A 26,205-nucleotide genomic window follows, 5' to 3' on the forward strand; every position below is an offset into this window, starting at 1 on the left:
TCGTGAAAAGGGAAGGGACTGCGACGTGAGGCTGCAGAATCGTCGCGTGCTCGGCGCGGGCGTGCTGGCGCTCGGTGCCGCGCTCGCGCTCGCCGGGTGCGGGGCAGGCCAGATCACCCAGACCGACACGCAGCAGCCCGCCGTCAACGGCACGCACGCCCAGGTCAAGACCATCGTCCTGCGTGACGCCGCGGTCCAGTACCCGACGTCCGGCGCGGGCTACGCGAGCGGCGCGACCCCGGCGCTGACCCTGACGATCGTCAACCAGGGCACCCAGGACGACTCGCTCGTCTCGGTGACGACCGAGGACGGCGCGCAGGCGACCGTCGGCGGCTCGAAGGACATCGTCGCCGGGCACTCCCTGGTGATCGGCCCGGACGACGCGGTCGAGTCCACCAACCAGGCACAGCCCACCTCCTCGGGCGCGCCGACCTCTTCTTCGGAAGCGCCGACGGCGACCGGGACCAGCTCCACGGGCACCTCTTCCACATCTTCCACGTCCTCGTCGTCTTCGGCGGCTCCGGCCACCAGCGAGACCCCGACCGCGGCCCCCGCGACCGTCGGCAAGGGCACTGTGACGCTCGCCGCGTTGAAGCAGCCGCTCTGGCCCGGCCAGACCCTGAAGGTCACGTTCGTCTTCAAGAACGCCGGCCCGGTCACCGTCGAGCTGCCCGTGGCGGCGCCGGCGCACGACAAGGGGTAGGTCCCCGTTTTTGTCGGTGGGCGCCGATAGCCTCGCGGGGTGAAGAAAGGCGTCAACTACCGCTGCGCGAGCTGCGGGTACGAAGCAGCGAAGTGGCTCGGCCGGTGTCCGGAGTGCCAGGAGTGGGGCTCGTTCGCGGAACGCGGAGCCGCCGGCAAACCGGCGATCCAGCGTGTCGCGGCCGGTGCGCCGAGCGCGCCCGCGCGGCCGATCGGCGAAGTCGACGTCGAAACCGCCCGCGCGCGCCGCACCGGGGTGTCCGAGCTGGACCGCGTCCTCGGTGGCGGCCTGGTGCCGGGCGCGGTGGTGCTGCTCGCGGGTGAACCCGGTGTCGGCAAGTCGACCTTGCTGCTCGAGGTCGCCTACCAATGGGCGAAAACGGTCGACCGGTCCCTGTACGTCACAGGCGAAGAGTCCGCGGGCCAGGTCCGGTTGCGCGCGGAGCGGACCGGCAACGTCCACGACCGGATGTTCCTCGCCGCGGAAAGCGATCTCTCGGCCATCCTCGGGCACGTCGACGACGTGAAGCCGGGCGTGCTGATCGTCGACTCGGTGCAGACGATGGCGTCCCCGCTGGTGGACGGTTCACCCGGCGGAGTGACCCAGGTGAAGGCGGTGACGTCCGGGCTGGTCGCGCTGGCCAAGGAACGCGGGCTGCCGGTGGTGCTGGTGGGGCACGTCACGAAGGACGGCACGGTGGCCGGCCCGCGCGTGCTGGAGCACCTGGTGGACGTGGTGCTGCAGTTCGAGGGCGACAAGCACTCGACGCTGCGCATGGTCCGCGGCATCAAGAACCGGTTCGGCGCGGCCGACGAGATCGGCTGCTTCGAGCTGGTCGAAGAGGGCATCGTCGGGGTGCCGGACCCGTCGGGGCTGTTCATCAGCCAGACGGCGGAGCCGGTCCCGGGCACGGCGATCACGGTCGCGATGGAGGGCAAGAGGCCGCTGCTGGGCGAGGTCCAGGCGCTGGTGTCGTCGACATCGGCCCCCCAGCCGAGGCGCGCGGTCAGCGGCCTCGACTCGGCGCGGGTGGCGATGGTCCTGGCGGTGCTGGAGAAACGCGGCGGGTTGAAGCTCGGCGACAAGGACGTCTACGTGGCGACGGTCGGCGGCATGAAGATCACCGAACCGGGCATCGACCTGGCGCTGGTACTGGCTTTGACGTCGTCGTTCGGCGACGTGGCGTTGTCGCCCAGGTTGGTCTCGGTGGGCGAGGTCGGGCTGGCGGGTGAGATCCGCCGGGTCCCGAGTGTCGGTCGCCGGCTGGCCGAGGCGGCGCGGCTGGGGTTCACGCACGCGTTGGTGCCGCCGGATTCGGGCAAGCCGCCGGCGGGGATCCGGGTGCTGGAGGTGGCGAACGTCGCGGACGCGCTGAACGCGGCGAGCCACGCCCGCTGACGTCATCGGCCGGCGGATGGGCGGCGTGCTGATGCCGCTCGCTCGGGCGGCTGGCCGGGCTGTTGTTGCGGGCTCGGCGCGAGGTCGGGTCGTTGGTGCCGTGGGTGCCCGGTGGATGGCGGGTTTGGTGATGCCGCTGGCTCGGGGCTGGGTCGGCCGATGGTCGGCGCGCTGATGCCGTCGACCTGATGGGTGGCCGGGCGGTTGCTGTCGGCCCGGCGGGTGGTCGGGTCGTTGGTGCCGTGGGTGCCCGGCGGATGGCGGGTTTGGTGATGCCGCTGGCTGCGGCTGCTGTGGGCTGGGCGAGAGGTCGGCTGCGGTGCCGTGGGCGCCCGGCGGATAGCGGGTTTGGTGGTGCTCCGGCCACGGCCCCGGTCCGGGGATGGGCTGGCGGATGGTCGGCGCGTTGATGCCGTCGACCTGATGGGCGGCCGAGCGGATGCCGCTGGATCGGCGGCTGGCCGGGCTGCGGCTGCTGTGGGCTCGGCGGGTGGCTGGGCTGCGGCCGTCGGCCCGGCGGATGGCGGGTTCGCTGATGCCGTCGCCCCGAGGGCCCGCCTGCCCGGGGGTCGCCGCTCCTGAGAGGCCGATGGGGATGGGCTGAGCCGGGTCGGTCCCGGCTTGGTGTGATGGCCGGGCGCCCCCAGGACGCCCGGCCACCACGGGTCAGCGGTCGGTCTTCGTGATCGAGTACGTGTAGCTCTCCGCCATCGAGTTCCGCTCCTCCGGCGGGTGGGACGAGTGTGGCGGGAGATTCGGGGTCATGATCGCCGTCCCGTTCGGGGCCCTCGGCACGTTCGGCGTCGACGAGACCGGCGGGAGCACCTTCGAACTTGGGATGCCCGTTCCGCCGATCGACTCCTTGCGCGGCAGCGTGTAGCCGATGAGCTGGGCCGTCGCCTGGTCGGCGATCAGCGTGCCGCCGTCCTTCGCTGTGAAGCCGATGCCGATCCGGCCGTCCGGGGACGGCATGCCCGGGGTGGTCACGATGCCGTCGATGCCGGCCAGCGCCCGCCAGAGCGCCACCCGCACGTCCCCGCGGGCCAGGCCCAGCTCCAGCGTCTTGCGCACCATCTGGACGGCCGCCCCGGGGCTGTTCTCCTCGCCCCGGCGCACCGGGGTCCCCAAGCCGCGCTGGGCGTCGATCAGCTGGGCGCGCAGCACCTGGACGTCCGCGGGCAGGTTCGTGACGAACAGCGCCGTCGGTGCGTCCCAGGAACCCAGGAAGTCGGGTCCGCCGTACATCCCGGGGAAGATCCCGCCGGCGCCGGTCGTGTCGGTGATGTGCACCGGTACCGGTTCCATCCGCGGTGTGGGGACCTGCAGGCCGGTCGGGGTGTTCGTGAGCGTGGAGTGCAGGTGCCAGTCCCCGGCCGGGTCGGCGGGGATCCAGAGCTCGGTCTGCGTCCCCACGTAGGTCGTCGGGATCGAGCCTTTGTCGGCCTCCATCCACGACGATGACGTCGTGAGCCGGAACTCGCCGGGGCCGATCGGGAGGTCCACGCCGCGCAGGTCGTCGAGCCCGGGCAAGGTGGCGGCCGGCGCGATCGGGGCGGGGGCGGGGGCGCGGTTGGCGAACTGCGTGGCGACGACCAGGCCGCCGGTGAGCGTGGCGACGGCGGCCGCCACCGCGATCCACCGCCACGCGCCGCGGGACTTCGCCGGCTCGGGCGGTGCCTCGGGTTCGGCGCCGGCGGCCGTCAGGAGAGAGGTGCGGGCGAACGTCAGATCGACGTCGTCGCCCACGTCGTCGTGGAGGTGGGCCAGGGCCGCGTCCAGTTCGGCGTCGGACCAGATCTGCCGGATGTTGTCGTCGGTCATGGGCACTACGCCTCCTTCGCGGTGGGGGTGGCGGTGGTCGTCGGTGCCGCGGTTCTCAGCCAGCGGCGGATCCGGTGCAGCCGCGAGCGGACCGTGCCCGGCGGGATGCCCAGGGCTTCGGCGACTTCGCCCGGATCGAGCCCGGCCCACGAGACCAGCAGCAACGTGTCGCGGTCGGCCGGGCTGAGCTTCGCCAGCGCGCCGGCCAGCTGGGCCGCGCGGGTCTGGGCGTCGACCTGTTCGGCGACCCGGCCGTCGTGCCCGGCGTGGCTGAGCTCGCCGGTGCGCGCCAGCCGCGCGGCCGCCTGCAGGCCGCGCAGCTCGGACCGCACGTGGTGCCGCAACAGGTTGGTCGCGATGCCGTAGAGCCACGAGCGGGCCGTGCCGAGCTCCGGGCGGTAACTTTCGCGGCGCCGGAGCGCGACGAGGAACGTCTCGGCGACGAGGTCGTTGGCCGCGTCGGCGCCGGCCCGGCGGGCGAGGTAGCGCCGCAGCGGCCCGGCGTGGGCGTCGAAGAGCCGGGCGAACACCGGCGCCGGATCGACCCCGCCCAGGTCGGGACGGTCGTGCCCCCAGACGTCGGCACCTTCTTGGATCACCTGCATTCCCCCTGTTGCCCGCAGGCCCCGCCGGTGTTCACGGGCGAACCTACCTTCGTCGTGATCCGTTCAGGTGCGGTACGAGACAACCGGCGGCTCTTGTCGCGATCATCCCTTTGTTCGACGCTGGCCAACCGGCGTCAAAACTGGGGAAGGATCGTCATGCGCAGATTCCGTCTGGGGTTCGTCACGCTCATGGCCGTTTCCGGGCTCCTCACCGCGCCCGCGGTGGCCGGGGCCCAGAAGTACGTCGTGCCGGCGCCCGGGTTCGTCAACGCCATGGCCGCGCCCGCGCACGTCGACGGCGTCGAGCGGGCCGAGGCCGTGCTGAACGTCCAGTACCAGGTCCAGAACACCGGCTACTGGTGCGGCCCGGCCGCCACCCGGATCGCCATCTCGGCCCGGACGTCGAACGTGCCGAGCCAGGCCACGCTCGCCTCGCAGCTCGGCACCACCACCAACGGCACCGATTGGATCGGCCAGGTCACCGGCGTCCTCAACCAGGATCTCGGCACCTCCTGGTACGAGACCAAGGAGATGCCGAACGACCCGCCGACGCAGGCGCAACGCGACCTGCTGTGGCGCGACATCGTCCTGGACGTCAACAACGGGTACGCGATCGTCGCGAACATCGTCGCCCCGGCGAACAACCACCCGCCGGGCTACCCGAACTACACGATCTACCACTACTTCACGGTGATCGGCTACGACAGCTCCGACATGACGGTCAAGATCGCCGACCCGGCCAGCTTCGGCGGCAACCAGATCTACTGGCTGACCTTCAACCAGCTCGCGACGCTCATCCCGCCGAAGGGCTACGCGGCCTGAGCCGTCCACTGTGGACTGAAATGCTCACCAGATCGGGTGATCGCTGAAGCGTCGCAAGGTCTGCATCGACGGCCGGACGCAGAACATTCCCACCAGGAAACCGATGGTGGCGAAGGCGAGCGTCACGGCCGTCGTGAGCAGGTCCGTGGCTCGCGCCGTGCGGGCTTCGTGCCAGACGCGGAACACGATGGGGACGGCGCACGCGCCGAGGATGAGGATCAGCGTCAGGACGTAGGTGAAGACGAACGCGTTGCGCGCCGACTGGGCGCTCGCGATCACGAGGTAGTCGCCGCGCAGGCAGCGGCGGCACGTCAGCACCAGCACCGCCATCGCCAGCACCGCCAGCGGGGGCAGCACCGCGGCCGCCTTTCCCAGCAGTGAATCCGGGAAGGCGTGGCCGTGGACGATGCCCTGCAGGAACGTCGTGAGCCCGAACAGCAGCACCATGCCGGCGATCATCGAGCAGCCGACGACCACCGATCCCCAGCGCACGCGCTCGGCGAAGCGGGGCGGGAGCGGTACGTACTCGACCTGCCCGAACGTTCCTTGCACCGCATCACCTCCGAACGCCCTCAAGGCCACCTTACGGGCGTCTGACGCCCGCAAGGTGGCCTTGACGGCAGTTCGGACCGAAAGGGCTAACTGGCGGCCAGCAAGTTGGCGCACCGGATGAGCCCGATGTGCGAATACGCCTGCGGGTGGTTGCCCAGGGACCGTTCGGCGATCGGGTCGTACTGCTCCGGCAGCAGGCCCGTGGGGCCGGCCGCCGCGACGATCTGGTCGAACAGCTCCTGGGCCTCGGTGCGCCGCCCGGTGAGCAGGTACGCCTCGATCAGCCACGCCGCGCAGATGTGGAAACCGCCCTCCCCGCCGGGGAGGCCGTCGTCGCGGCGGTAACGGTACACAGTGGACCCACTGCGCAGCTCCGCCTCGATCGCGGTGACCGTCTGCTGGAAGCGCTCGTCGGCCGGGTCGATCAGGCCGGTGAGCCCGACGAACAGCGACGCCGCGTCCAGGTCCGTGCCGTCGTAGGCCGTGGTGAACGCCTGGACCTCGTCGTTCCAGCCGTGCTCCAGCACGTCGGCGGCGATCGCGTCACGCAGCGGGGGCCACGCGCCCGGCACGCCCCGGCCGTACTGCTCGCCGAGCTTGATCGCCCGGTCGATGGTCACCCAGCACATCACGCGCGAGTAGACCCGGTGGCGCGGCACGTGCCGCTCCTCCCAGATCCCGTGGTCCGGCTCGTTCCAGCGCCGCGTGACGGCTTCCGCCATCGCGCGCACCATCTGCCAGTCCTCGTCACGCAGGTTGCCGCGCGCCGCGGCGAGCGTGCCGACCAGCTCGACGACCGGGCCGAAGACGTCCAGCTGCACCTGGTGGTTCGCCAGGTTGCCGACGCGCACCGGCCGCGAACCCGCGTACCCGGGCAGGGATTCGATGACGGCTTCGGCGCCGATGACACTGCCTGAAAGCGTGTACAGCGGGTGGAGCCGCTCGGGGCCGGCCAGCGTCGCGAGCACGCCGTGCAGCCACTTGAGGTAGCCCTCGGCCTCCTCGATCGAGCCCAGGTGCACGAGCTCCCGGACGGTCATCGCCGCGTCGCGGATCCAGCAGTAGCGGTAGTCCCAGTTGCGGACGCCGCCGATCTCCTCCGGCAGCGACGACGTCGCCGCGGCCAGCACGCCACCGGTGTCGGTGTTGACCAGGCCGCGCAGGGTCAGCGCCGAGCGCAGCACCAGGTCGGTCTGGACCGTCGGCAGCTGCAGCTTCGACGTCCACTCGCTCCAGTAGCGGCCCGCGCGGTCGCGTCGCTCCACTTCGGACAGTTCGTGCGGGCCGAGGTCCGGCGTGCCGCAGCGCAGCTCCAGCACCACCGGCTGGGTCGGCGTCGGCTGCACCAGCGCGGTCGCCGAGTCGTGCAGGCCGTCCGAGGTGATCGTCCACTCGACGCCCGGCGAGTAGAGCACGAACGGCTCCGACGTGCCGAGCACCTTGACACCACCCTCGGTGATCTCCAGGTTCACCGGCACGCCGCCGAACTCGGGCCGCGGCGCGAAGGTCACGGCCGCGGCCGCCTCCCCGGAGATGACGCGGACCAGGTCCGTCCGGTGCGGTGCGCTTTCCGGCTCGAGGTAGTCGGTGACGAGCAGGCGCGACCAGCGCGTCTCGACCGTCATCGTGTTCGGCAGGTAGCGCTGGCCGAGCGGGAGGCCGTTGCGGTGCGGCTTGATGGAGAAGTGGCCCGCGCCCTCGCCGCCGAGCAGGTCGGCGAACACCGCGGGCGCGTCCGGGCCCGGGTGGCACAGCCAGGTCAGCTTCGCGTCCGGCGTGAGGAGCGCGACCGAGCGCTCGTTGGCCAGCATCGACAGCCGCTCGATCGGCGGGGCCGACTCGCCGTACAGCCAGTTGCGGCGCTCCTCCAGCAGGAAGCCGAGCACCAGCGCGACGTCGACGGTGTCCGGCACCCGGTAGCCCGCCAGCGTCTCGCCGTCGCCGACCTTGATGCCCAGGTCGGGGCCGGAGAGCCGGGCGAAGGCCTTCTCGTCGGTGACGTCGTCGCCGAGGAAGATCGCCGCCGTCGCGCCCACCTGGTGGCGCAGGATGTCGAGCGCGCGGCCCTTGTCCGTCTGGACGACCGCGAGCTCCACCACCTCCTTGCCGTCGGTGGTCGAGACGCCGTCCCACTTCGACGGTCCGCTGTGGACGGCCGCGAGCACGCGGCGGCCGGCCTCGTGCTCGGCGCGGCGCACGTGCACCGCGATGCTGGCCGGCTTGACCTCCAGCGACACGCCCGGGACGTCGAGGACGAGCTGTTCGAGCTCGGATTCGAGCCGTCGGTGCAGCTCACGCGCCTTTTCGTCGAGCGCGTGGATGAAGCCGATGTCGAACTCCGAGCCGTGGCTGCCGACGAGGTTCACCTCGGACGGCAGCCGCGACAGCGTGGCCAGATCGCGCAGGGCCCGGCCCGAGATGACCGCGGTGGTCGTCTCGTGCAGACCGGCGAGCGATCTGAGGGCGCCGACGGACTCCGGCAACGGCCGGGCCTCGTCCGGGTTGAGGGTGATGGGAGCCAGCGTGCCGTCGTAGTCGCAGGCGACCAGCAGTCGCGGAGTACGGGCGATCTGGACGATCGCGCGCCGTAGCTCGGCGGGCAAGGCCTCGGCAGTCAACACTCCTCCTCAGGAGCTCGTGCGTGGTCGTGTGGTCAATCCACCGCTTCGGCACCCAACGCCTGGAGAAACGAGCGCGCCCAACGGTCGACGTCATGAGTGAGAACCTGGCGACGCATGGCGCGCATCCGGCGACGGCCCTCAGCCGGGTCGAGCGTAATGGCAGCCACCAGAGCATCCTTCACCCCGTCCAGGTCGTGGGGGTTCACGAGGAATGCGCTAGAGAGCTCCGAGGCCGCGCCGGCGAACTCGCTGAGCACCAGCGCGCCGCCCAGGTCGTGCCGCGTGGCGACGTACTCCTTGCAGACGAGGTTCATGCCGTCACGCAGCGGCGTCACGACCATGACGTCCGCGGCCGAGAAGAAGGCGGCCAGCTCAGTGCGATCGACCGATTGGTGCAGGTAGTGCACGACCGGGTGACCGACGCGGGAGAACTCGCCGTTGATCCGCCCGACCATCTGCTCGATCTCGCCGCGCATCCGCTGGTAGTGCTCGACGCGTTCGCGGCTCGGGGTGGCCAGCTGCACGAACGTGACGTCGTCCGGCTGGAGGCGGCCTTCGTGCAGCAGCTCGTGCAGCGCCTGCAGCCGCAGGTCGATGCCCTTGGTGTAGTCGAGGCGGTCGACGCCGAGCAGCACGGTCTTCGGGTTGCCGAGGTCGCGCCGCAGCTGCGCGGCCCGCTCCTGGACGCCCTTCGTGCGGGACAGCTGGTCGAGCCCGGCGGCGTCGATGGAGATCGGGAAGGCGCCGACGCGGACGGTCCGGTCGCCGACCTGCATGGTGCCCGGGCGCGACCGGACGCCGACCGCGCCGCGCGTCGACTCGAGGCCGATCAGCTGGCGGCACAGCCAGAGGAAGTTCTGCGCCCCGCCGGGGCGGTGGAAGCCGACGAGGTCCGCGCCGGTGAGGCCGCGGATGATCGCGGCCCGCCACGGCATCTGCATGAACAGCTCGACAGGCGGGAACGGGATGTGCAGGAAGAAGCCGATCCGCAGGTCCGGTCTCAGCTCGCGCAGCATCGCCGGCACCAGCTGCAGCTGGTAGTCCTGGATCCACACGGTCGCGCCCGGCGCGGCGACCTCGGCGCTGGCCTGCGCGAACCGCTGGTTGACCTTCACATAGCTGTTCCACCACGCCCGGTCGAACACCGGGCGCTCGACGACGTCGTGGTAGAGCGGCCAGAGCGTCGCGTTGGAGAAGCCCTCGTAGTAGTCGCGGACCTCGTCGGCGCTCAGCGAGACGGGGTGCAGCACGAGACCGTCGTCGTCGAACTCGTCCACGTCGACGTCGGGCACCCCCGGCCAGCCGACCCACGCGCCCTTGCGCGAGCGCAGGAACGGTTCGAGCGCCGAGACCAGCCCACCCGGGCTGGCCGTCCAGCGGCGCTGGCCGTCGGTCGTGCGTTCGAGGTCCACCGGTAGCCGGTTCGCCACCACGACGAAATCGGCCTGGTTCGAGTTCTCCCTAGTCGGCGCATCAGTCACGTGCTCGCTCCTCGCGTCCTGGGTCGCGGCCCCAGAGTGAAACCCTATCGCGTGAGCGATGAACAGCCGGTGACCGTCGGGTTACTCCAAGCGCCGATCGGCCGGTTCGAGCGGACCGGCCATGCGTGGTCCGGCGAACCGGCGTTCGAGCCTGCCCAGTCCGGTGCGGACCGGCTGGGCGAGCCATTCGCCGAGTACCACGCCCGCGGCCAGGGCAAGCCCGATGGCGACCGCCGTCACGAGCGTCGAGATGTCGGCTCCCGGCTCGACCCCAATTTGGTATAGACCACGATAGGTGGACAGGCCCGGGAGCAGGGGAGTGATCCCGGACACGGCGACGACGAGCGGGGTGACGCCCAGTCGTCGCGCGAGCACGCCGCCGCAGAAACCGACCAGGGTCGCGGCGATCGCGGACGCGCTGACGCCGTCGAGCTCGGTCAGCATGAGGCCGCCGTAGACGGCCGCGCCGATCGCGCCGGCGGCCATCGCGACCAGCGTGGCGCGCATCTTGGAGTAGGACGCGAGCGCGAAGCAGGCGGAGGCGCCCGCGCCGCCGATGACGACCAGCGGCAGGTCCCGCGGCGTCGAGCCGCTGACCTCGGGCAAGGGCGTGAGCGGCAGTTTCAGCAGGACGGCGATCCGCAGGGCGAGCACGACGCCGGAGATCAAACCGGCCGACATCAGCACCACTTCCATGGTGCGCCCGGCGGCGGTGACGTTGTAGCCGGTGATGGCGTCCTGCACCGCCGAGACCGTCGACAGCCCGGACAGCAGCACCGTGACGGCGGCCGCGACGACGAGCGTCGGCCGGTCGGTGGTGAGCAGGCCGCTGCTCACGATGGCCATCGCGGACAGCGTCGCGACCAGCCCGCCGATCACCTGCTGGAAGAAGAACGGCAGCGAGTACCGGTTCACGAACCGGCCGATCCGGTCGATCACGCCGCTGATGACGAACGCGACGAGCGCGATGTCCGGACCGCCGCCGAGCAGGATCGTGATGAACGCGGCGACCCCGCCCCAGGCCAGTGTCGCGACCCAGCGCGGGTACGGGTGCGGCGCCTCGGTGATCCGCTCCAGCTCGGTCTGCGCCTGCTCGGCGCCGAGGTGCCCGCGGACGATCTTGCGGATGAGCTTCTCGGTCTCGGTCAGCCGCGTGTAGTCGAGGCTGCGGCTGCGCACGACCCGCAGCGCGGTCACCGGCGCGAGGTCGGTGCCGCGGTGGCAGGTCACGGTGATCGACGTGAAGATGACGTCGACCTCGCAGTGCGGCAGCCCGAGCGCGGCGGTGATGGCGATGATCGTCGCGCTGACGTCCGAGGCGCCGGCGCCGCTGGCCATCTGCACCTCGCCGAGGCGCAGGGAGAGGTCGAGCACGAAGTTGACGGTGGCGTCATCGGGCAGCTGCGGCCCCATCGCCTCCTCGGCGTCGACCGCCGGGAACTCCCCGGTGGGCGCTTCGAGAACGTGCCAAGGACGGCGTCGGAGCAGGTTCGGCCGGTGGGTGCGCGGTCTTTGCGCGGGCGGTTCCAGCAGGGGCCATCTGGTGGCCTTGCCCCCGTTGGTGCGCTCGCTGATCTTCATGATCCATCCACCTCCTCGCTCGTTCCCGAGGACCATCGACACCCGCGGCCCGACCGTTGCACGGATCATGGAGTGGCGTCCACCACGTTCTGATCATCTTGTCGTGACCAGGGGATTCGCGCAGTTCGAGGCGTGTCCGGCGCGCGGGTGGGCGGCGTCGCCGTCCCGATCTTCGAGACGAGCGCGGCCGGGTGGCCGGAGCCGGTCGCCGGGGCGGGCCCGGTAGACTGCGGGCGGCGCCTTCGGCGTCAGGCCGCTATAGCTCAGTTGGTAGAGCATCTGTCTTGTAAACAGAAGGTCAGGGGTTCGAGCCCCCTTGGCGGCTCCGAAGAACGATCGTCGACGCGCCATTCGGCCGAGGTAGTGGTGGCGGGCCGCGATTTGTGCGGGCCCGGACCGGCCGTGGCTCCGGCCGGTCCGAGCCCGTGGATCACGTCCTCAGCGAATCTGGTGCGAGGCGTTGTTCAAGTCGAGCGGGCCCAGCCCGCCGTCTCGCGCGTCGTCGGGTGCGAAGTCGATGTAGGTGCCTTTGTAGTTGCTGTTGAAGTAGAGCCTGACCACGTGGCTGGTCCTGTTGTACCCCGACAGCGCCCGGTTCTTGACGCACGCGTGCTGGCCGGTGCCCGGGCCCTTGAACTCGTAGCAGTCCGGCTGGGAACTCCCGTAGTTGGGAATCGACGTGGTGAAATCCGATACCGATCCTTGCAGGTCGTACTCGTAGTAGAGGCAGAACTCGCCCGCTTCGCACTTCCCGTTGCGCACCGGGGCCGCGCTCGCGGCGGGGGCTACCGCGGCGTGCACGGTGATCGCACTCCCGATCGCCAGCGCGGCCGTGCCGACGCGTCTTCCCAGGGGTCCCAACGTGTTCCTCCCGAATCGATGGTGGCACCCGGCGGTGCCGTGCTCCTGCGGATCGAGTGCTAACCGCAGTGCTGGTTGTAAAGGATCTTGTCGACCTGGATGCCCGCGTAGCCGGCGATGTCGACGCAACGATGGGACATGTCGACGCCTGCCGGGGTGTAGACCGGGCCCGCGTAGTAGGCGTAATTGCCGTAGTCGCAGCCGGTGCTGTTGCACGAGGGCCAGGCGGCACCGGACGGGCGAATCCGGGCATGGGTCTCGCGGACCTCGCCGTAGGCGTCCCCCGCGTGCCGGGAAATCAGGCAGTTCCTCTTCGCGGAGGCGGAGTAGTACACCTCCATGTGCAGGTCGATCTTGTCCGTGTGCTGGTTCCCGACCTTGTGCAGCCCCACCAGCGAGTACCCCGCGCCGCACTCACCGCCCAGGACTCCGGCCGTCGCGGCCGGCGCCGCCGCCGCGGTCATGCCCGCGGCGGCAACCGCCGAGGCCGCCAGCACACTGGCGATTCGCGCTTTCATACTCGAATTCCTCCCCTGGTCCGCCTCCGCGCCGTGCGGCGCGGAGGTGTTGCTCGTCCGAGCCCACACACCCGAGCGGCAGCGTCGGTTGTCGTTCATGCCCGGGTATCGCCCGTTCGGCGTAACGCGCACGGGGCCGACGGCGTGATCCGGGGCTTAAGGTCGCGTATGGCCACGACCCACATCCTCGAGACGCCCGAGGCGGACCTCGCCTACGACGTGCACGGGCCCGCTCCCGCCGAGAGTGAGCAGCCGCCGCTGGTGATGGTCGGGCAGCCCATGGCCGCCGAGGGGTTCGCGACCCTTGCCTCCTTCTTTCCCGAGCGGACCGTCGTCACCTATGACCCCCGGGGGATCGGGCGCAGTGTGCGGAAGGACGGGCGGGTCGCGCACGAGCCCGGGGTTCAGGCCCGGGACGTGCACGCCGTCATCGAGGCGGTCGGGGGCGGGGCCGTCGATCTCTTCGGGAGCAGCGGGGGTGCCGTGACCGCGCTCGCGCTTGTCGCCGCCTATCCGGATGACGTGCGAACCCTCGTCGCGCACGAGCCGCCGTTGCTTTCCGTGGTTCCCGATGCCGCTGCTGCCGAGCGGGCCCGGAACGCCGTGACCGAGGCCTATCTCGCCGGCGGTTCCGGGGCCGGGATGGCCGCCTTCATCGGTATGACGTCGTGGCCGGGCGAGTACACCGACGAGTACTTCGCGCAGCCGCCGGCGGACCCGGTGCGGTTCGGGATGAGCGCCGAGGACGACGGGCGGCGGGACGATCCGCTGTTGTCCGATCGGTCCTGGGCCGTCAGTGGCTACCGGCCCGATGCCGACGCGCTCGCCGCGGCGGCGACGCGGGTCGTGATCGCCGTCGGTGAGGAATCCTTGACCGTGTTCACCGGGCGGACGGCGGTGGCGACGGCGGAGCTGCTCGGGCAGCGGGCCACCGTTTTCCCGAGCCACCACGGCGGGTTCATGGGCGGCGAATTCGGCTACGCCGGACAGCCCGAAGCCTTCGCCGCGCGGCTGCGCGAGGTGCTCGGCCGAGAAGGCCGGGGGAATCCGGGAAAGCGACCTAATCCGCCGTTCGACTGATCGGAAGTGCTCGCCGTAGTTCTTATGGCGCCCCCGGGGGTGATCATGAATTCCCGGGGACATGATCGTCCGGCCGGCAGTGCCCCGAACGGCGCAAGGACGCGCCCCGTTCTTGTCGGAATGTGAGCGCTCACGCCAGGTGAACCAGGCATATCAGGCGTATTGCCGACTCGTGAATCCGCTCTTGACGACATCCGTTCGAGGCTTTCGACGGCGTGTCGGTTCGCGTACGCTGCGCAGCGTACGCGGGTTGACCTCGGGCAACGACGGCGGGTAACCTGCTTTCGGCACAAGTCGATCTACGAATGTGTCGCCTGGGGTGGTGGTCGATGCGGAATTCGAGTGTCCGGGTGCTGCTCCGGATGCGGAAAACTTACCTGCGATAAACAACGATGTGCGGTGCGGCGGCCGTGGGGGAGTGCCGATTCCGTGCTGGCTTTCGTGGGTGATCGCAACACATTTCCGGAAGCCCGGGAAACCGGGTGGACGGAATCGTCATCTGGGGGATGTTCGGCGTGTTGCTGCAATTCAAACTGCTGGGTCCGTTGTGCGTGCTGTCCGATGACCGGGACATCACGCCGAGCGCGCCCAAGCTCCGGGAAATCCTCGCGCTGCTGATCGTGCGGGCGAACCAGTTCGTGTCGACGACCGACCTCGTCGACGAGGTGTGGGGTGCCGACCCGCCCCGCAGCGCCCACGTGACCGTGCAGACCTACATCCACCGGCTGCGGAAGTCGTTGTTCCCCAAGGAATCCGGGCACGAACCCGCCGGGTTGCACACGGGGTGGCACGGCTACCGGCTCGAGATCGCCGCCGAGGCCGTCGACAAGATCCAGTTCGAGCACATGGCCCAGCAGGGCAGTGCCGCGCTGGAAAGCGGCGAGCCCGGGGAGGCCACCGAACTGCTGCGGCACGCGCTGCGGCTGTGGCGCGGTCCCGCGATGAGCGACGTCGAGACCGGCGAGCTGCTCAGCGCCTACGCCGTGCGGCTCGAAGAGAGCCGGCTGCGGGCGCTGGAGGGCCGGATCGAGGCGGACCTGCAGCTGGGCCGGCACCGCGGCCTGGTCAGCGAGCTCAAGGAACTGACCATGACCCAGCCCCTCCACGAGGGGTTCCACAGCCAGCTGATGCTCGCCCTGCAGCGCTGCCAGCGCCGTGACGAGGCCCTCGACGTCTACCGGCGCTTCCGCGGCCGGCTCGTCGAGGAGCTCGCCCTCGAACCGTCGCCCGACCTGCAGCGGCTGCACCGCTCGATGCTGACCGAGACCGCCGAATCCCGTCCGGCGCCGGAGGTCCCGGCCGAGCGGGTGCAGCTGGTCGCGCCCGCGCAGCTGCCCAACGACATCGCCGACTTCACCGGACGCGCCGAGCTGATCGGCTCGGCCGTGCGGTGGCTTTCGCCGGCCGAGCGGTCGGACGACGGGCTGCGGATCGTGTCCGTGATGGGCATGCCCGGCGTCGGCAAGTCGACGTTCGCGGTCCGCGTCGCGCACCGGCTGCGGCCGGCGTTCGGCGACGGGCAGTTCTACGCGAACCTCGGCGCCGCCGCCGGGGCGAAGGAGGTGCTCGGCCAGTTCCTGCGGTCGATCGGCTTCCCCGGCGAGCGGCTGCCCGACAGCGTCGAGGAGCGCGCGACCATGTTCCGGACCTGGAGCGTCGACCGGAACGTGCTGGTCGTGCTGGACGACGTCACCTCGGACGCCGACGTCCAGCCGCTGCTGCCGGCGGGGCCGCGGTGCGCCGCCGTGGCCACCGCGTGTTCCGGCCTGCAGGGCCTGGCCGGCACGCACACCATCGACCTCGAACCGCTGACCGGCGAGGAGAGCCTCGAGATGCTCGCCGTGATCGTCGGGCGGGACCGGATCGCCGCCGAACGCGACGAGGCGCGCAGCCTGGTCGCGTTGTGCGGCTACCTGCCCCTGGCGGTGCGGTGCATCGGCGCGCGGCTGCGGTCGGTGCCCGGGTGGCCGGTGCGGAACATGCGCCAGCACCTGGAAACCAGCAACCGGCCGCTGGACCTGTTGCAGTTCAACCAGCTCGACGTCCGGGCGCGGCTGGCCGGCAGCTACCGGTCGGTGCCGTCGCACGCGCAGACGGCGTTCCGGCTGCTGCCGACGCTCGGCGCGAGCTCGTTCACCGCGGCCGAGGTCGCGGTGCGGCTCGACTGCCCGGCGAAACGGGCCGAGGCGCTGCTGGCCCGGCTCGTCGGGCACGGGCTGCTGCGCATCCAGAAGGACGTGGTGGACGAAGGCCCGGTCCGGTTCGAATTCCACCCGATCGCGCGGTGCTACGCCGAGGAGCTGCTCGGCGGCGAGACCGACGCGACGCCGTACCTCTGGCCGATCTACATGCGCACGGTGCTCGGCTTCCGCAACCACGCCTGAGCGGAGGGCATCCGGTCCACCTCGGAAGTCGTTCCGAGGTGCTGTCGAGGCGGGTTCGAGCCGTGGTCGACAGGCTCGGCCACAGCCGAACGACCAGATGGAGGCCAGCATGTGTGGTATCGCCGGTTGGGTGGACTTCGGGCGTGACCTGTCCGGGGAACGCGCCACGATCGAAGCGATGAACGAGGCCCAGAAGCACCGCGGCACCAACGCCCGCGGGGTCTGGTGCTCCCGGAACGTTGCGATCGGGCACACCAGGACGTCGGTGATCGACCTGGCCGGCGGCGTTCAGCCGATGTTCGCGGAAGAGGACGGCCGTACCATCGCCGTGCTGACGTACTCCGGGGAGGTCTTCAACTTCAAGGAGCTGCGCAGCGAGCTCGAACGGCGGGGGCACCACTTCCGCACCCGCAGCGACACCGAGGTCGTGCTGCGGTCCTACCTCGAATGGGGCGCCGACTGCGGCAAGCACCTCGAAGGGATGTACGCCTTCGGGGTCTGGGACCTGCGCACCGAGACGATGCTGCTCGTCCGCGACCGGTTCGGCATCAAGCCCCTGTTCTACAGCCTGCAGCCCGAAGGCGTGATCTTCTCGTCCGAGCCGAAGGCGCTGCTGACGCACCCGCTGACCAAGGCGGTCGTCGACATCGACGGCCTGCGCGAGGTCTTCTCGACGGCGAAGCTGCCGGGCGAGGCCGTGTTCCGGGACCAGGACCAGCTGCGGCCCGGGCACACGCTCGCGATCGGCCGCAACGGCGTCGTCGACCGGACGTACTGGGAGCTCGAAGCCAAGCCGCACACCGACGACCTGGACAACACCATCTCGCACACCCGGCAGCTGCTGGAGGACATCGTCCTCGGCCAGCTGACCGCCGACGTCCCGCTGTGCACGCTGCTCTCCGGCGGCCTCGACTCCAGCGCCGTCACCGGGATCGCGGCCGGCTGGCTGAAGAAGAACGGCGAACGCGTCCGCAGCGTCACGACCACCTACGTCGGCTACAGCGAGAACTTCCGGCCGGACGACACCCGCGACACCGCGGACGGCCCGTTCGCCGACGAGCTCGCCCAGTACCACGGGGCCGAGCACATCCACCTCGTGCTCGACACCCGCGACCTGATGGACCCCGAGGTCCGGCTCGCCGCGCTCGTCGCGCAGGACATGCCGACCACGGCCGGCGACATGGACGCGTCGCACCTGCTGATGATGCGCGCGACCCGGGAACACTCGGTCGTCGCGCTGACCGGCGAGGTCGGCGACGAGGTGTTCGGCGGGTTCCGCTGGATGCACGACGAGGAGCTCGTGCGCTCGGGCACGTTCCCCTGGATCGCCAACGAGAAGCGGGTGCCGGGCTGCGTCAAGGGCCAGGGGCGTGGCCTGTTCAACGACGGCTTCCTGAAGAAGCTCGACATGGACAGCTACTACCGCGACAACTACGCCCAGGCGCTGCGCGAAACCCCGCACCAGGAGGGCGAAAGCGAGTTCGAGAGCATCATGCGGAACGTCCGCTACGTCAAGCTGATGCGCTGGCTGCCGATGCTGCTCGAACGCGGTGACCGGCTGGCCGCGGCGTGCGGGCTCGAGGCGCGGCTGCCGTTCCTGGACCACCGGCTCGTCGAGTACATGTACAACGCGCCGTGGGCGTTCCAGTCGTTCGACGGCCGCGAGAAGAGCATCCTGCGCGCCGCCGTCAAGGACCTGCTCCCGGAGTCGGTGTTCGAGCGGCGCAAGGCGCCCTACCCCGTCACGCAGGACCCGGCCTACACCGAGGCGCTGCACGGGCTGCTCGCCGAGACGCTGGCCGACCCCAACGCACCGATCCGGCCGCTGCTGGACCAGGCGTCCGTCGACGAGGTCTTCCGGCACCCCAAGGGGGTTTCGCAGGACTGGCCGAGCCGGATGAACGTCGAGATGGCGCTGCAGTTCAACACCTGGCTCACGCACTACGGCATCACCCTCGACATCTGACTCGCGATCCGCGGAAAGGAGCAAGTGCGATGACCCAGACCCAGCCCAAGCCCGTGCCGATGACCCGGCGGTGCCCGCTGGCCCCGCCCGACGAGTACGCGCAGCTGCGCGAGGAGACCCCGGTCAGCGAGGTGGCCCTGCCGGACGGGAACACCGGCTGGCTGGTCACCCGCTTCGACGACGTCACCAGCGTGCTGGTGCACCCCGACGTGAGCGCCCAGCGGAAGTTCCAGACCTCGGTCACGTCGGTCACCCTCAGCCCCGATGAGTACCTGGCGTCCGGGTTCGGCGTGTCGTTCATCGGGATGGACCCGCCGGACCACACGCACTACCGCAAGCTGATGACCGGGATGTTCACGGTCAAGCGGCTCAAGTCGCTGGTGCCGCGGATCGAGAAGATCGTCGACGACCAGCTGGACGTGCTGGTCGCCGGGGGCTCGCCCGCCGACCTCATCCCGGACTTCGCGACGCCGGTGCCGTCGCTGGTGATCTGCGAGCTGCTCGGGATGCCCTACGAGGACAGCAAGCTGTTCCAGGAGCGCACGCACGTCATCATGAGCCTCGAGCGGACCAAGGAAGGTCTGCTCGACGCCATGACCGGGATGTCCGACGACATGCGCGCGCTGGTCCACGAGAAGCGCGCGCACCCGGACGGCCGGCTGATGAGCAACCTCATCGAAGCCGTGCCCGACGACGGCGTCCCGCTCACCGACGACGAGCTGGTGGCCATCGGGAACCTGATGATGATCGCGGGCTACGAGACCACCGCGAACATGATCGGCCTCGGCGCGCTGACCCTGCTGCACTACCGCGAACAGTGGGAAACCCTGTGCCGGCAACCGGATCTGGCCGAGCGCGCGGTCGAGGAGATCCTGCGCTACCTCACGGTCGGGCCGTTCTGCCTGCCGCGCACGGCGAAGACGGACCTCGAGCTGGGTGGCCGGCACATTCGCGCCGGCGACCCGATCCTGCTCTCGACCGAGTCGGCGAACTGGGACCCGGCGCAGTTCGAGAACCCCGAGGCGTTCGACATCACCCGCAAGCCCAAGCGGCACGTCGGGTTCGCCTTCGGCGCGCACCAGTGCCTCGGGCAGGAGCTGGCCCGGATGGAGATGCGGATCGCGTTCGCCAAACTGGCGCAGCGGCTGCCGGGCCTGCGGCTGGCCGTGCCGCTGGAGGAGATCCCGATGCGCACCGACATGCAGATCTACGGCGCGCACGAGGTCCCCGTCGTCTGGTGATCCGCTGGTAGGTCCCGCGACGGAGCAGTCGCCTCCGGCCCTTGTCGCTCGCACCGGCCGCCGGCCGGTGCGAGCGGCTTTTTTTGTGTCCGGGCGGGGATTCGTGCAGTGGTCACGCGCCCGTCGCACTCTGCCGCGCCGACGTCACTGATTGTAGTTTCGGATGAGTCGGACAACCTCTTGATCGACTTAATCAAACAAGTAGTTGACAGTGTGAGTCGCCTCGTTGATTATGAGTGCAGACGAGAGTTCACTGTGGGAAAAGGAGTACGTCGTGGAGAAGCACCCGCTCAGGTGGTGGGCACTGGCGGTCGCGGTTCTGGCCGTCCTGGTGGACATGATCGACAACCAGATCGTGGCGGTGGCGCTGCCCACCATCCAGCGGGAGCTGGGCACGGGGGATTCCGCGCTGCAGTGGATTTCGGCCGGGTACGCGCTGGGGTTCGCGCTCACCCTGATCACCGGTGGCCGGCTGGGTGACCGGTACGGCACCAAGAAGCTGTTCCTCGCCGGCATGGTCGTGTTCACCGGCGCGTCGCTGGCCGCCGGGCTCGCCGGGCACGTCGAGGTGCTGATCGCCGCGCGCGTGATCCAGGGTGTCGGGTCCGGGCTGATGGTGCCGCAGGTCCTGTCGTTCATCCACGCGGAGTTCGACGAGAAGGAACGCCCCAAGGCGATGACCTACTACGCGGGCGCGTTCCCGATCGGCGGGCTCGCCGGGCCGCTGCTGGGCGGCGTGCTGACCCAGGCCGACCTGTTCGGCATCGGCTGGCGCGCGATCTTCCTGATCAACCTGCCCATCGGCGTGCTCGCGCTGATCGGCGCGCTGGTCACGATGCCGAGCCGGCCCGGGTTCTTCCGGCACCGCATGGACTTCAGCGGCCTGCTGCTGCTGACGGCGGGGCTGTTCGCGATCTTCTACCCGCTGGTGCAGGGCCGTGAGCTGGGCTGGCCGAAGTGGTCGATCTACCTGATGGTGGCCGCGATCCCGCTGCTCGCGATCTTCGCGCTGCACCAGCGGATCAAGGCCAAGCGCGGCGGCGAACCGCTGGTCCCGCCGGCCCTGCTGAAGTACCGCAGCCTGTCCGGCGGCCAGGCCGTCATGCTCTGCATCAACACCGCGGTCGGCGTCTTCTTCATCCTGACGCTGCACCTGCAGCTCGGGCTCGGGTTCTCGCCGCTGGAGGCCGCGCTGACGTTCGCGCCGTCGACGATCGGCATCGTCGTGGGCAACGTCCTGGGCATGCAGCTGGCCCCGAAGCTCGGGCGGGCGTTCACCGCCGGGGCGATCGTGGTGCTGCTGGCCAGCCTGGTCGCGATCGCGGTCCTGGTGCAGCAGCTGGGCCACGACCTGAACGTGTGGGCGCTGCTGGCCCCGGTCATCGGCTTCGGGCTCGGCATGGGCGCGGTGCTGAACTCGCTGTTCGGCGTCTCGATGTCGGAGATCCAGATGCAGCAGGCCGGCGCCGCTTCCGGTCTGGTGAACACGACCGTCCAGCTCGGCACCGCGACCGGGATCGCGCTGTTCGGCACGGTGTTCTTCTCGCGGCTGGGCAGCGGGTTCGAGTCCGCCACGGTCAGCGCGATCGCCGTCAGCGTCGGGGTCCTGGTGCTGGCTCTGCTGTTCACGACCCTGCTGCCGGGCAAGAAGCAGGGTGCCGGCCAGGCGGCCGCGGCCGCCGACGAGCACAAGGCCGGGGCATCGGCGCGATGACCGAGCCGGGCAACCACGAGACAGCGGTGCTCATCGTGGGCGGGGGCATCACCGGCCTGTCCACGGCGCTCTTCCTCGCAAGGCTCGGGGTTCGCCCGATCCTGGTCGAACGGCATCCCTCCACGGCCCTGCTGCCCCAGGCGCGCGCGTTCAACCCGCGCTCCATGGAGATCTACCGCGCCCTGGGGCTCGCGGAGGCCATCCGGGACCGGACGTCGATCCTCACCGACATGCCCGACATGATCGGCGCGGACACCCTGGCCGGGCAGGAGCACTTCCGGTTCGACGTGCTCGCCCAGGCCCGGCCGCCGGCGTCCCTCAGCCCGGCGGACTGGGAGATGATCGACCAGGACGAACTGGAACGGATCGTGCGCGCCCGCGCCGAAGAAAGCGGTGCGGACGTGCGGTTCGGTACCGAACTGATCGCGCTGACCGACAACGGCGACGGCGTCACGGCGGTCGTGCGCAACCTGGAAACCGGGGTCCACCACCGGCTCCACGCCGATTACGTCGTCGCCGCCGACGGCCACCGCGCGGGTCTGCGCGACCGGCTCGGCGTCGGCGCCGACGGGCCGGGAGTGCTCCTCGAGGTGGCGAACTTCGTGTTCGACGCCGACCTCGGGGCCGCGCTGCAGGGCCGCCGGTTCCTGCTCGCCTACCTGGACCGGCCGACGAAGGGCTCGACCCTGATCCCGCTGCGGGAGTTCGGGCGGTGGGCGCTCTCCGTGCCGTACCGGCCCGAACTGGGCGAGAGCGTCGCCGACTTCACGCGGCAGCACTGCGTGGCGCTGGCCCGGCAGGCGATCGGGCTCCCGGACGTCGACATCCGGCTCGTCCCGTCGATGCCGGGGTCCGACCGGATCGTCACGACCACCACGATCGGCGGCTGGGTCGCCCGGCGCTACCGGGCCGGGCGGGTGTTCTTCGCCGGTGACGCGGCGCACGTCGTGCCGCCGTCGGGCAGCTACGGCGCGAACACCGGCATCGCCGACGCGCACAACCTGGCGTGGAAACTCGCCGCCGTGCTCGACGACGGCGCCGGTGACGAGCTGCTCGACACCTACGAGGACGAACGGCGGCCGGTCGCCCGGCTGACGCTCGAAAGCGCGATGCAGCTGCTCCACGACCGCCACGAAGGGGCCGGGGACAACACGAAGACCGACGACCTGGCCATGATCTTCGGGTATCGGTACCGCTCGTCGGCGGTCCTCGCCGGGACGGCCGGCGCGGGCCGGCCCGTCGAGGACCCGCGCACGCCCAGCGGCGAGCCCGGGCTGCGGGCGCCGCACGTGCGGCTGGAACAGGGCGGCGCCGGACTGTCCACACTGGACCTGTTCACCGGGTCCTTCACGGTGCTGGCCGGGCCGGCCGGCGTCGGCTGGGTCGCGGCGGCCAAGGCGGCCGCGGCGGCGCTCGGCCTCGAGGTGGACGTCCACCGCGTGGGTTTCGAGTTCGACGACCCGGACGACCGGTGGGCCGCGGCCTACGGCGTCACCGCCAGTGGCGCGGTCCTCGTCCGGCCGGACGGGTTCGTCGCCTGGCGGGCCGGGGAGCTGCCCCGCCACCCCGAGCACGAGTTGCGGGCCGCGCTGGCCCGGGTGCTCGCGTTGCGCGAAGAAGGCAGCCGGCGCGCAGGCTGATCAGTTCGGAACGTGCCGTCCGGGCAGCGGGGGACCACCCCGCTGCCCGGACGGTTCGTCGGCTCAGGTCCGGTTCGGCAAGCACGTCTTGGGAGCACGAGTTGTGCGCAACGCGCGAAGGGGAACCCGCCGGGCCGTCGTACCCGGCCGGCCGGGACGAGGTGCGGTGGCTGCCGGTCACGGACGAGCGCTGCGGCGACGACGGGTTCGCGGGCCCCGCGATCGGGGCCCTGCACCGGGTCGGTGACCTGGTCCCGGTGCCGGAGACGATCGTCCTGACCGCGCCCGTCCGGCACTGGCGGGACCTGGTGCGGCAACGGCCCGCCGACCCGTTCGCGGAGTACGCGGGGCTGGTCGAAGAGCCGGTTTCGGTGCGGGCGTGGCAGATCCGGCCGCGGCGCTCGGATCTGCCGATCGGGCCGGTCTTCAACAACCTCGGCCCCGGCACGGTGGCCGAGGCGATGCTGGAGCTGCTCGCTCTCGCCGAAGACGGCGCTCGTGAGTTCCCGCGGCTGGCGTTCGCGCTGCAGCGGTTCACCGCGGCGGAGGCGAGCGCGCACGTCCGCGCGGCGCCCGACGGCGAGCGCGTCCGGGTGCAGGCGTTCCTGGGCCTCGCCGAGCAGCTGGCCGAGCCGCTGCACCCGGACCTGGTCGTGCTGGCGGGCCCGGAGCTCGCCGTCCGCGAGTACCGGGTGGCGGACAAGCCGACGGCCACGGTCGCCGCGGCCGGGGGCACCCGGACGTCGACGGTCCCCGAGCTGCGCCGGCGCGCGCCGGCGCTGCGCGTGAAGACGGTGCAGCGCCTGGGTTCGCTCACCATCGCGGCCGCGCGGCGGCTGGCCGTCCCGGTGGCCGCGGAGTTCGCCGTCACCGACGGCGAGGTGGCGTTGCTGCGGTGCCGTCCGGTGCCGGCGTGACCGGCGATCTGGGTGCGGTGTTGCGGGTGGGTTCGGCCGCGCGCCGGCTGGATGTGCCGGTGGCTGCGGAGTTCGCGGTGTCCAGGGCGAGGGGCGTTGCCGTCCGGTGCCGTCGTGAGCGGGGAGTTGGGTGCGGTGTTGCGGGTGGGCCGGTCAGAGGTGCGTGAATGGCTGCTGTGTCCGGTGAAGGTGTTGCGGCGTTGGGGTTCGGTAGCGGCCGCGCGGCGGCTGGCCGTCCCGGTGGCCGCGGAGTTCGCCGTCACCGACGGCGAGGCGGTGCTGCTGCGGTGCCGTCCGGTGCCGGCGTGACCGGGGAGCTCGACGCCGTGTTCCGGCCGGTGCGGGCGGGCCGGGCGGTCGAGGAGACGATCGAACGGCTGCGGCAGCTGGTGCGGCTCGGCGTCGTCGCCGCGGGCTCGCGGCTGCCGGCCGAACGGGAGCTGGCCGAACGGCTCGCTGTCAGCCGCGTGACCCTGCGGGAAGCGTTGCGGGCGCTCGCTTCCGAGGGGTACGTCGAATCCCGGCGGGGCCGCTACGGCGGCACGTTCGTCGTCGAACGGCTGCCCGCGCCGCAGCGGACCGGGCGGCTCGACGCGGCCGAGCTGGACGACGTCCTGCGCCTGCGGCACGTGGTGGAGACGGGCGCGGCCGAGCTGGCGGCGGGACGGCGGCTGAGTTCGGCGGACCGGCGGCACCTGGTCACGACGTTCGCCGCGGCCGACGTCGTGGCCGGCCCGGCCGATCACCGGCGCCGGGACGCGCGGCTGCACCTGGCGATCGCGGAGGTCACCGGGTCCGGCTCGCTGACGACCGTGGTCGCCGACGTCCGGATGCGGCTCGCCGGGTGGCTCGACGGGATCCCGCCGGACCCGGAGCGTTCGCAGGCCCAGCACGCGAAGATCCTCGACGCGATCCTGGCGGGTGACCCGCCCGCGGCCCGCGCGGCGATGGCGGCCCACGTCGAGGCGACGGCGGCCCGGCTGCGCGCGTCCCGGTCGTGAGTGTTTAGGGCGGTTAGAACCGCCCTAAACACTCACGACGGGTGGGTGAGACGGGTGCCGGGGCGGTGGTGGACACGCCCCGGCACCCGGGGTCCTAACCGGCGAGAGCCGCGGCCAGCAGCGGGAACTCGTCGTCCGTCGGAGCGGTGATGCGCAGGCCCGGGACGCGGCCCGCCTGGTCGTCGCCGAAGACGCGGACCACCACGCCCGCCCGGACCAGCTCGTCGTAGTCGCGTTGCGGGTCTTCGGAGGCGACGAACCGGTAGTGCACCGGCGCGCCCTTGACCACGCCCGGATAACGCCGGACCAGCAGGGCCTCCATCGCCGCCGCGTTGACGAGCAGCCGCTCGCGGGTGCGCTCGGCCCAGGCCGTCTCCCGCAACGCCGCGATCGCCACCACCGAGTCCACATAGGACAACGGCCAGTTGAGCCGCTGGGCGGCGACGGCCGCCCGCAGGTCCTCGTTGACCGTCCACATGGCACCGGTGCGGGCGCCGGCGATGCCGAAGAGCTTGTTCGGCGACGACAGGACGACCACATTGGACAGTCCGGACCACGCCATCGACCGCCGGGTGCCGCCGCCGAGGAAGTCGACGTACGCCTCGTCGACGATCAGCGTCGAGGCCGGGTTCTCACGGCACACCTCGGCCAGGTCCCCGGGCGGGATGTGCAGGCCCAGCGGGTTGTTCGGGTTCGACAGCACGACGTAGTCGTAGCGCGCCATGCCCTCGGCGACCCGCGCGAGCCGCGTCGCGACAGTGTCGATCCCGCCGTTCGCGGGCGGCAGGTGGTTGGTGAACCAGCGGATGCTGTCGGTGTAGTCCGGGGTGACCACGGCGATCCGGTCCGCCGGCAGCAACCGCGCCAGCACCCGGATGAACTCGGTGATCCCGCGGCCGGAGACCAGCAGTTCGGGGTCGACCGTGAGGTAGTTCGCGTAGGTGGCCCGGAACAGTGAGTCGGCTTCGTAGGGGTGGGCGCGCAGCCGCTGGACGTCCAGCTCCCGCAGCGCGACGCGGACCGCGGACGGCGGCCCGTACCGGTTCACGCAGGTGCCCAGGTCCAGGTACGTGTCGCCGGCCAGGCCCCGGAGATCTCCGCCCTGCCTGTGGATGGCGTCGTCGGAAAGACTCTTCATCACTTCCTGCCTTCTGGTGGCGGACGTCCGGTGCCGCCTCGTCAGGGTCCGCTGACCGTGCCAGGGAGCGGTCCAACCTGGCTCGAACCGGGCTGACGCGGACGGAATCCAGGTCGTCGCGAGTTGCGCACGAGTGCGCGTGGTGACCATCCGGGGGTTCG

General features: G+C 71.2%; 21 protein-coding genes and 1 tRNA gene. 13 read left to right on the forward strand and 9 right to left on the reverse strand.

The window, feature by feature from the left end:
- Nucleotides 1-25 precede the first annotated feature (25 nt).
- Together OG494_RS40580 and radA are read left to right on the forward strand one after the other, a co-directional pair.
- Nucleotides 26-703, forward strand: coding sequence for a hypothetical protein (locus tag OG494_RS40580; protein WP_328447897.1), 678 nt, complete (start codon nucleotides 26-28; stop codon nucleotides 701-703).
- A 39-nt stretch (nucleotides 704-742) separates the two neighbouring features.
- Complete coding sequence (gene radA / locus OG494_RS40585) at nucleotides 743-2,101, forward strand: DNA repair protein RadA (protein ID WP_328447899.1); 1,359 nt, start codon at nucleotides 743-745, stop codon at nucleotides 2,099-2,101.
- A 666-nt stretch (nucleotides 2,102-2,767) separates the two neighbouring features.
- Here the strand turns inward: radA and OG494_RS40590 are convergent.
- Both OG494_RS40590 and OG494_RS40595 read right to left on the reverse strand, forming a co-directional pair.
- The gene (locus OG494_RS40590; protein WP_328447901.1) at nucleotides 2,768-3,922 is read right to left on the reverse strand and encodes a hypothetical protein; all 1,155 of its coding nucleotides are present in this window, start codon (nucleotides 3,920-3,922) and stop codon (nucleotides 2,768-2,770) included.
- A gap of 5 nt (nucleotides 3,923-3,927) precedes the next feature.
- Nucleotides 3,928-4,527, reverse strand: a complete 600-nt coding sequence (locus tag OG494_RS40595; RefSeq protein WP_328447903.1) for an RNA polymerase sigma factor — start codon at nucleotides 4,525-4,527, stop codon at nucleotides 3,928-3,930.
- A gap of 156 nt (nucleotides 4,528-4,683) precedes the next feature.
- On the opposite strand from OG494_RS40595, the gene OG494_RS40600 reads away from it, so the two are divergent.
- Complete coding sequence (locus tag OG494_RS40600; protein WP_328447905.1) at nucleotides 4,684-5,349, forward strand: C39 family peptidase; 666 nt, start codon at nucleotides 4,684-4,686, stop codon at nucleotides 5,347-5,349.
- A gap of 24 nt (nucleotides 5,350-5,373) precedes the next feature.
- Here the strand turns inward: OG494_RS40600 and OG494_RS40605 are convergent, their stop codons facing one another.
- The 4 genes from OG494_RS40605 to OG494_RS40620 all read right to left on the reverse strand — a co-directional run bounded on the left by OG494_RS40605 (nucleotide 5,374) and on the right by OG494_RS40620 (nucleotide 11,584).
- On the reverse strand, nucleotides 5,374-5,901 hold the full coding sequence (locus OG494_RS40605; RefSeq protein ID WP_328447907.1) for a hypothetical protein: 528 nt from the start codon (nucleotides 5,899-5,901) through the stop codon (nucleotides 5,374-5,376).
- Between the two features lie 86 nt (nucleotides 5,902-5,987).
- Nucleotides 5,988-8,519, reverse strand: coding sequence for a trehalose-phosphatase (gene otsB / locus OG494_RS40610; RefSeq protein ID WP_328447909.1), 2,532 nt, complete (start codon nucleotides 8,517-8,519; stop codon nucleotides 5,988-5,990).
- 35 nt (nucleotides 8,520-8,554) lie between these two features.
- Nucleotides 8,555-10,003 carry an alpha,alpha-trehalose-phosphate synthase (UDP-forming) gene (locus tag OG494_RS40615; protein WP_328447911.1) on the reverse strand — a complete coding sequence of 483 codons (1,449 nt, stop codon included), beginning with the start codon at nucleotides 10,001-10,003 and terminating at the stop codon, nucleotides 8,555-8,557.
- A gap of 81 nt (nucleotides 10,004-10,084) precedes the next feature.
- The gene (locus OG494_RS40620) at nucleotides 10,085-11,584 is read right to left on the reverse strand and encodes a threonine/serine ThrE exporter family protein (protein ID WP_328447913.1); all 1,500 of its coding nucleotides are present in this window, start codon (nucleotides 11,582-11,584) and stop codon (nucleotides 10,085-10,087) included.
- Between the two features lie 252 nt (nucleotides 11,585-11,836).
- Between OG494_RS40620 and OG494_RS40625 the strand changes: the two genes are divergently transcribed.
- Nucleotides 11,837-11,909, forward strand: a tRNA-Thr gene (locus OG494_RS40625).
- Between the two features lie 113 nt (nucleotides 11,910-12,022).
- On the opposite strand, the gene OG494_RS40630 is transcribed toward OG494_RS40625, so the two are convergent.
- Complete coding sequence (locus OG494_RS40630; protein ID WP_328447915.1) at nucleotides 12,023-12,445, reverse strand: peptidase inhibitor family I36 protein; 423 nt, start codon at nucleotides 12,443-12,445, stop codon at nucleotides 12,023-12,025.
- Nucleotides 12,446-12,504: 59 nt separating this feature from the next.
- Nucleotides 12,505-12,963, reverse strand: coding sequence for a hypothetical protein (locus tag OG494_RS40635; protein ID WP_328447917.1), 459 nt, complete (start codon nucleotides 12,961-12,963; stop codon nucleotides 12,505-12,507).
- 168 nt (nucleotides 12,964-13,131) lie between these two features.
- Between OG494_RS40635 and OG494_RS40640 the strand changes: the two genes are divergently transcribed.
- The 9 genes from OG494_RS40640 (at nucleotide 13,132) to OG494_RS40680 (ending at nucleotide 24,906) form a co-directional block, all read left to right on the forward strand.
- Nucleotides 13,132-14,043, forward strand: coding sequence for an alpha/beta fold hydrolase (locus tag OG494_RS40640; protein ID WP_328447919.1), 912 nt, complete (start codon nucleotides 13,132-13,134; stop codon nucleotides 14,041-14,043).
- 482 nt (nucleotides 14,044-14,525) lie between these two features.
- Nucleotides 14,526-16,427 (forward strand): AfsR/SARP family transcriptional regulator, encoded by a 1,902-nt coding sequence (locus OG494_RS40645; protein ID WP_328447921.1) that lies wholly within the window; start codon nucleotides 14,526-14,528, stop codon nucleotides 16,425-16,427.
- Nucleotides 16,428-16,536: 109 nt separating this feature from the next.
- Nucleotides 16,537-18,393 (forward strand): asparagine synthase (glutamine-hydrolyzing), encoded by a 1,857-nt coding sequence (asnB, locus tag OG494_RS40650; RefSeq protein WP_328447923.1) that lies wholly within the window; start codon nucleotides 16,537-16,539, stop codon nucleotides 18,391-18,393.
- Between the two features lie 29 nt (nucleotides 18,394-18,422).
- Complete coding sequence (locus OG494_RS40655; RefSeq protein ID WP_328447925.1) at nucleotides 18,423-19,634, forward strand: cytochrome P450; 1,212 nt, start codon at nucleotides 18,423-18,425, stop codon at nucleotides 19,632-19,634.
- A gap of 232 nt (nucleotides 19,635-19,866) precedes the next feature.
- Nucleotides 19,867-21,348, forward strand: coding sequence for an MFS transporter (locus tag OG494_RS40660; protein ID WP_328447926.1), 1,482 nt, complete (start codon nucleotides 19,867-19,869; stop codon nucleotides 21,346-21,348).
- Entirely contained in the window at nucleotides 21,345-22,988 is a 1,644-nt protein-coding gene (locus OG494_RS40665) for an FAD-dependent oxidoreductase (RefSeq protein ID WP_328447927.1), read from the forward strand. The genes OG494_RS40660 and OG494_RS40665 overlap by 4 nt, the downstream gene beginning before the upstream one ends.
- A 101-nt stretch (nucleotides 22,989-23,089) precedes the next feature.
- A complete protein-coding gene (locus OG494_RS40670) occupies nucleotides 23,090-23,905 on the forward strand; it encodes a PEP/pyruvate-binding domain-containing protein (protein WP_328447929.1) in 816 nt (271 codons plus the stop codon).
- A gap of 114 nt (nucleotides 23,906-24,019) precedes the next feature.
- A complete protein-coding gene (locus OG494_RS40675; RefSeq protein ID WP_328447931.1) occupies nucleotides 24,020-24,214 on the forward strand; it encodes a hypothetical protein in 195 nt (64 codons plus the stop codon).
- Complete coding sequence (locus OG494_RS40680; protein ID WP_328447932.1) at nucleotides 24,211-24,906, forward strand: FadR/GntR family transcriptional regulator; 696 nt, start codon at nucleotides 24,211-24,213, stop codon at nucleotides 24,904-24,906. Before OG494_RS40675 ends, OG494_RS40680 begins: the two co-directional genes overlap by 4 nt.
- Nucleotides 24,907-25,000: 94 nt before the next feature.
- Here OG494_RS40680 and OG494_RS40685 read toward each other — a convergent pair whose 3' ends face one another.
- On the reverse strand, nucleotides 25,001-26,044 hold the full coding sequence (locus tag OG494_RS40685) for an aminotransferase class I/II-fold pyridoxal phosphate-dependent enzyme (protein ID WP_328447934.1): 1,044 nt from the start codon (nucleotides 26,042-26,044) through the stop codon (nucleotides 25,001-25,003).
- Nucleotides 26,045-26,205 lie beyond the last annotated feature (161 nt).

Origin of the sequence: Amycolatopsis sp. NBC_00438, from assembly GCF_036026695.1 — a bacterium.
In the GTDB taxonomy this organism is placed as follows: domain Bacteria; phylum Actinomycetota; class Actinomycetes; order Mycobacteriales; family Pseudonocardiaceae; genus Amycolatopsis.

Coding starts and splice junctions, on each gene's coding strand:
- OG494_RS40635 (WP_328447917.1), bottom strand. CDS start 12,963: ATGAAAGCGCGAATCGCCAGTGTGCTGGCGGCCTCGGCGGTTGCCGCC.
- OG494_RS40665 (WP_328447927.1), top strand. CDS start 21,345: ATGACCGAGCCGGGCAACCACGAGACAGCGGTGCTCATCGTGGGCGGG.
- OG494_RS40620 (WP_328447913.1), bottom strand. CDS start 11,584: ATGAAGATCAGCGAGCGCACCAACGGGGGCAAGGCCACCAGATGGCCC.
- OG494_RS40595 (WP_328447903.1), bottom strand. CDS start 4,527: ATGCAGGTGATCCAAGAAGGTGCCGACGTCTGGGGGCACGACCGTCCC.
- OG494_RS40655 (WP_328447925.1), top strand. CDS start 18,423: ATGACCCAGACCCAGCCCAAGCCCGTGCCGATGACCCGGCGGTGCCCG.
- OG494_RS40660 (WP_328447926.1), top strand. CDS start 19,867: ATGAGTGCAGACGAGAGTTCACTGTGGGAAAAGGAGTACGTCGTGGAG.
- OG494_RS40685 (WP_328447934.1), bottom strand. CDS start 26,044: ATGAAGAGTCTTTCCGACGACGCCATCCACAGGCAGGGCGGAGATCTC.
- OG494_RS40640 (WP_328447919.1), top strand. CDS start 13,132: ATGGCCACGACCCACATCCTCGAGACGCCCGAGGCGGACCTCGCCTAC.
- asnB (WP_328447923.1), top strand. CDS start 16,537: ATGTGTGGTATCGCCGGTTGGGTGGACTTCGGGCGTGACCTGTCCGGG.
- OG494_RS40590 (WP_328447901.1), bottom strand. CDS start 3,922: ATGACCGACGACAACATCCGGCAGATCTGGTCCGACGCCGAACTGGAC.
- OG494_RS40600 (WP_328447905.1), top strand. CDS start 4,684: ATGCGCAGATTCCGTCTGGGGTTCGTCACGCTCATGGCCGTTTCCGGG.